Genomic DNA, 5150 nt, shown 5'->3' on the forward strand with positions numbered 1-5150 from the left:
TTTACCATACAACTGTAGAGATTCGCAAGAATGTTGGAGCATTTATGGACAACATTATGCAAGATCCAATGAAGATTATTGATCGGCTTTGTATTCGCATGTAAGTCTCATTAGTTCAACTTATATATATATGATACTATCTTTGTATTTGGTGTCATACATAATATAACCATATAGATACGTGTTGTGAAAAATAAGTTGCCTGCTGGCCCTCACGATCCTCACGATCTGGATTTATGACGCGAGCTGCACATCGTGCGGGCGAAAAACTTGAGCCTGAGCCTGCTCTACTGGCTGCAGACGGAAGCTCCCCGGCCGGACGGCGGACAAGGCTACCCGGGTCTGAGGCTGCGCAAGGATGTGCTGGGAACCGATGCAAAAACATCGGCGTGACGCATCTGACCAACGGCTGCTACCGGCTTCATCCCGTCTAGTGGAATATCGGCGAAGCTGCCGGCTATTTGGCCGCATTTTGTCTGGATCAAGGGGTTACGCCGCGCCAGGTGCGCAATACCGAGACGCTATTGCGCGATTATCAGGCCCGCTTGGTCCGGGCCGGGGTGGAGTTGGATTGGTCGGTCGTGGAACCGGTATAAGAAAGTTCGGCATAGACTTGCAGAGACCGCCGGTTGCCCGACGGTCTCTTTGCGCTTATGATGGCCCATGCTAGAAACTCTGCTCCCTCATCCGGCAACGAGCGACCACGGCCGACTCTTCGACCGTAACAAGTCCACTTGCCTTGCCGAATGTTCGGGCAGGCGATCGTCCCGCTTACGCGATCATACCTCGATCGTCGTACCGGTCGTGAACGTTACCGGACGCATCGGGCGCTTCAGCTTGTCGGCGCTTCTCAGCGCGCCAATCTGCGCGGAATTGAATCCGAGCCGCTCGCCGAAGCTCTCCGGACGTTCGATCAACGAGAGAAGCGCGGATGGCCGAACTGTCAGCTCATTCAGTAGAGTTGCCACAGCCTGTGTCATCTTTTTCACCTCCTTTCGCGTGCGCTTAGCCGCAGTCCGCCTCAGGTCGGCAACCTGTAGCTCACCCGGCTTCTGTCGCCGGTCCAGCGAATATCGGGAAGAAGCGTCCCGCTTTTTTCCCGGATTCGTTCGGCGTGCGGCAGCAGTCGGGCGATCATCGTCTGCAGCTCCGCTTCAATGTCGCCGGACGGGCGGTATCCAAGCCGAGTCAGTTCGTCGTGATCGGGCCGGTAATGGTGCTCCTCTTGCTCCTTGCGCGGGTTGTCCAGATGGCGGATTTCCGCCTTCAGTCCGAACGCGTCCGCCGCCTTCGCGACTTTGCCTGCCCAATCGTCGAGCCGGTATACTTGCTGGAATTGGTTGAGCACCCGGTATTCCCCCCGCTTCGGCGGATTTTCCACGGCCAACGCGAGACATTGCATCGAATCCTGCAGAGGCAGAAAGCCGCGCCGCTGCGAGCCGCTTCCGTACAACGTCAGCGGATGGCCGATGACGGCCTGGCAGCAGAACCGGTTGACGATCGTGCCGAACGCCTGATCGAAATCGAGCCGGGTCGCAAGCCGCGGATCGTCGCCCATCTCCGCAGGATGAGTGCCGAATACGATGCCCTGCATAATATCTGTTGCGGCCATATCCCACAGCTTGGAAGCGAACATCACATTGTTGGAGCCGTGAACCTTGCTCCAGTGATACCACGACCCCGCCTGGCGCGGGAACGGCAGCCGGTCTTTCCGCCCCCGGTACTCCACCTCGAAAAAGCCTTCGGGAATATCCAGGTCCGGCGTGCCGTATTCCCCCATCGTGCCGAGCTTCACCAGATGAGCTTCCGGCGCGTTCGCCTTCATCGCAAATAAGAGATGGAAGGTCGTCGTCAAATTGTTCGTCTGCACGAATACCGCATGTTCGACATCGATCGCCGAATAAGGAGCCGACGGGCATTCTCCCAGATGCACGACCGCATCGGGGCGAAATTCGCGGAGCGCCTGCTCCACGAACGGGTAGCTGCGCAGATCGCCTTCCCAGAACGGCAGCCGCTTTCCGTACCGTTCGCGGAACGCCTCCAGCCGCTCTTTCATCGAGACGATCGGAACGGCGCTCCACGAGCCCATTTCGTCCACCCATTTGCGGCGGAAATACCCGTCCGCCCCGCCTACTTCATGTCCGCGCGCGGTCAACGCCTGTGCGAGCGTCCAGCCCAAATAGCCGTCAATACCGGCAATAAATACTCTCATGAGCCTCTCCCCCCTTTATCGCGGACAGGTCCGCCTTTATATCCATACTTCCGCTCCCGTCTGGTCCTTAACGCCGAACCGCCGGACAAACCAGGCGAAATCATGGCGCAGCCGCGTGCCGAGAACCTTCCGACGTTCCCCGATATCGCTTGCTTCCACCTGGCGAACCGCCTCTCCTATCTCATCCGGATACATCATGGCGAAGTGCCGGATCATTTGAAGGCTGGCGGACTCTCCCAGGTACAGCAGGCCGAAGCGGAGGTTATTGTGCACCAGGTGAGGCTTCAATTCGCCGACGAACCGCTCGACTTCCGGCTTCGTTTTGAACCGGTGCAGCATGCGCAGCGAAGGGACGGAGACGATTTCCGCTCCGCTCAGCCAGGCGCGGACGCTGAACTCCGGCTCGATGCCGCCGTACAGCCGCATTCCCTCGTCGTAGCCGCCGATCTTCTCGAACAGCTCCTTGGTCAGCACTGTACCGGCGGAAGAGGCGATTTGCACGAACGGCGGCTCTCCGGCTATCGGCTCCCGGTTCCAGGCCGTGCCCATAAACGGCACAAGCAAGCTGCAGCCATAACCGCGAAAGGCGGAGACGGTATCGCAAATCGTGGCGGCCATTATGCGTCCGTCGCCGATCCGCCGCAGCACCTCTTCGTCCCAACCAGAACTAAATCCCACGTGTGCATCGGTAATAAACAATATATCTCCGCTTGCCGCCCGTGCACCGCGATTGCGCGCACCCGCGACACCGGCTCGCTCAGCCAGCCGCACGACGCGAATGTCCATACCGTCCAGGTCCGGACCGAAGCGAACGCCGCAGCCTTCGTCCGACGCGTCGTCCACGACGACAAACTCCAGTCCGCAGCCGCTTGTTCGGGTCTCCATCGCCGAACGGATCGTCCCGGCGACTCGTTCCCCTTCGTTGCGCGCGGGAATGACGACGCTGATTACCCGCCTATCGTTCATAATCCTTCTCCCCCGGAACCGAATTATCGGCAGCTTTGTTTGCCAATTGACATTACAAATCGTAGCATGTGCCGTTTCCGGGCGTCATGAGTACCGGCTCCCAAATGCTTCCACGCGAAAAAACCGATCGCCGTAGGCAATCGGTATCAAATTAATAACGGTTTTGTCATCATAGCATCAACTCGGTCGAATGATTCCGGTCGGCCGAATTCCGATTGCGGCCTTGCCGCATCTTGCCTCTCGGGCAAAATGGGGAACCGCTCCGCCCATGACAATATCGATGACATGTCATGACACCGCAAAACAGACAATGGCATCGGGCGCTCGACAAAATGCGAGCCGATCAACCGATGCCGTCGCCCGCTTCCAGAGGATAGCGGAATGAACTCGCCGCAATTCCGTCGACGAAAACGTCTTCGCTACCCTTGCGGACTCGCGCTCGACCATGCCAGCTTCGCCGCACCGGCCAACCCCGCCTGCTTGCCGAGCGCCGCCGGTATGATGCGCACCGGGCGTATGCCGGCATCATTTGCCGTTCCGCCCGGGCGCGAATCCGATCGAACAGAAAGTCGCCCTGCGCCCGATTGCGGCCTTGCCGCATCTTGCCTCTCGGGCAAAATAAGGAGATCGATGCCATTGAGCGGGAATTTACCGCTGCATACAATCGGATAAAGAGGACTGGATGCTATAGCACAGGAGATTGATTCAGTGTATTATTCATGGAACAGACCCTTAAAGGTTTGGAATGAGCGATCGCGGGATAGAAATAGGAGGTAATAGGGGGATATGGAAAATCGATGAAGATGCAAGAAATAAGCTGAAATTACAAGAAGTCAAAATCGTATCTAGTATTAACTTTCCTGATGGAAATTGGCCGGATTATATAACCATTAACTTTGTAGATGGGTCATATATCCAAAATTCTCTTGTCGGGTCACCGGATATTGAGGCACATTCTGTTGATGTTGATTTAAATGAAATTCCAAGGCAAGGTAATAAGTAATCCATTACACAGAAGGAGGAAGTCCCTCGGGCAGTTCGGGGGCTTCCCCGACCTGCTATGGGATACCCAAATGAGAAAAGCAAAATTGCTCCTCCAGAAGGTTTACACGGTCTCCAGCAAGCATGAAAAACCACGCCTTTGGCTCCTCAGTTCGACCCGTACACCATCTTCCTTTAATGACTGGTATATCTTTTCTGTATTTTCGACTTCAAAGGACAATACATTCATTTCATGATCAGGACCTTCAGCCTGACCCGGCCATACGTCCGTTTAAAACTCAATTTTGGCGTTTCTTGATGACCCGGATGGCGTACTGAACGGGCAACCGCTCGCAACACGAACCCGGCCACTCTCGGGGCAAGGTCCTATACCCGTATGGGGGGACCCTGACGCACAAATCCAAGGAGAAGTGGGGCGCGAAGCCGCAGCAGCTGACCTACCTCGTCTACAGCGGCGGGGCGGCTGAGCAGGGCCCGCCCGACAAGGAGAGCCTCAACTTCTTTATCGAACTGTGGAAGAAGGCGTCGAGCTTCATTACCGACAAAGTCGGCGTCGTGCTGATTAATACATTTTGCCATAACGGGGAATGCGGAGGACCGAAAGGCGATGAGCAATTTCAACTGGCAGCAATACCGAATGATCGGTCAAGAAAGTTTACGTGAGAAGGATTCCCCCATTCGCAACGATGTGCAGCGCCGCCGAATCCGAACCGTCATTCAAAACATCATTTATATGGCGGTAAGGTTGGTCCGGCACGCGGGGGGTGTCCGAAATACATTCGACAGTTATTTCCAAAATCCTTTGTCTTCTTCATTAGAGTGACTATTAAGCACTTCTGCCCCTTCGTATTATGAGGTCAGCCAGTTTTTACTGGTTGACCTCTTTTGTTTTAAGGGGTTTAGTTACGGGTAGCCGGGGTAGAACGTCTCTGCCCGTGGGGCTTGACCCCGTGTGCTAAACTGTTCACCC

The 5150-nt window shown here is 55.9% G+C and carries 5 protein-coding genes and 1 pseudogene; 2 read left to right on the top strand and 4 right to left on the bottom strand.

The annotated features are described in order from the left end of the window. Window positions 1-240: 240 nt before the first annotated feature. Window positions 241-596, top strand: a pseudogene (locus FE783_RS37110) (FAD-dependent oxidoreductase); the annotation flags it as partial. Window positions 597-779: 183 nt separating this feature from the next. Here the strand turns inward: FE783_RS37110 and FE783_RS37115 are convergent. The 4 genes from FE783_RS37115 to FE783_RS37130 form a co-directional block, all read right to left on the bottom strand. Further along, window positions 780-980, bottom strand: coding sequence for a hypothetical protein (locus FE783_RS37115; RefSeq protein WP_138884431.1), 201 nt, complete (start codon window positions 978-980; stop codon window positions 780-782). 41 nt (window positions 981-1021) lie between these two features. Beyond that, window positions 1022-2212 (bottom strand): NAD-dependent epimerase/dehydratase family protein, encoded by a 1191-nt coding sequence (locus tag FE783_RS37120; protein ID WP_138884432.1) that lies wholly within the window; start codon window positions 2210-2212, stop codon window positions 1022-1024. Window positions 2213-2248: 36 nt separating this feature from the next. Beyond that, window positions 2249-3178, bottom strand: a complete 930-nt coding sequence (locus tag FE783_RS37125) for a glycosyltransferase (RefSeq protein WP_138884433.1) — start codon at window positions 3176-3178, stop codon at window positions 2249-2251. A gap of 343 nt (window positions 3179-3521) precedes the next feature. Beyond that, window positions 3522-3815 (bottom strand): hypothetical protein, encoded by a 294-nt coding sequence (locus FE783_RS37130; RefSeq protein WP_138884434.1) that lies wholly within the window; start codon window positions 3813-3815, stop codon window positions 3522-3524. A 108-nt stretch (window positions 3816-3923) separates the two neighbouring features. Between FE783_RS37130 and FE783_RS37135 the strand changes: the two genes are divergently transcribed. Next, the gene (locus FE783_RS37135) at window positions 3924-4181 is read left to right on the top strand and encodes a hypothetical protein (protein WP_138884435.1); all 258 of its coding nucleotides are present in this window, start codon (window positions 3924-3926) and stop codon (window positions 4179-4181) included. The last annotated feature ends 969 nt before the right edge of the window (window positions 4182-5150 follow it).

It is taken from the genome of Paenibacillus mesophilus (assembly GCF_005938385.1).
Classification (GTDB): Bacteria; Bacillota; Bacilli; order Paenibacillales; family NBRC-103111; genus Paenibacillus_AB; species Paenibacillus_AB mesophilus.

Coding starts and splice junctions, on each gene's coding strand:
- FE783_RS37130 (WP_138884434.1), bottom strand. CDS start 3,815: ATGGCATCGATCTCCTTATTTTGCCCGAGAGGCAAGATGCGGCAAGGC.
- FE783_RS37135 (WP_138884435.1), top strand. CDS start 3,924: ATGAGCGATCGCGGGATAGAAATAGGAGGTAATAGGGGGATATGGAAA.
- FE783_RS37125 (WP_138884433.1), bottom strand. CDS start 3,178: ATGAACGATAGGCGGGTAATCAGCGTCGTCATTCCCGCGCGCAACGAA.
- FE783_RS37120 (WP_138884432.1), bottom strand. CDS start 2,212: ATGAGAGTATTTATTGCCGGTATTGACGGCTATTTGGGCTGGACGCTC.
- FE783_RS37115 (WP_138884431.1), bottom strand. CDS start 980: ATGACACAGGCTGTGGCAACTCTACTGAATGAGCTGACAGTTCGGCCA.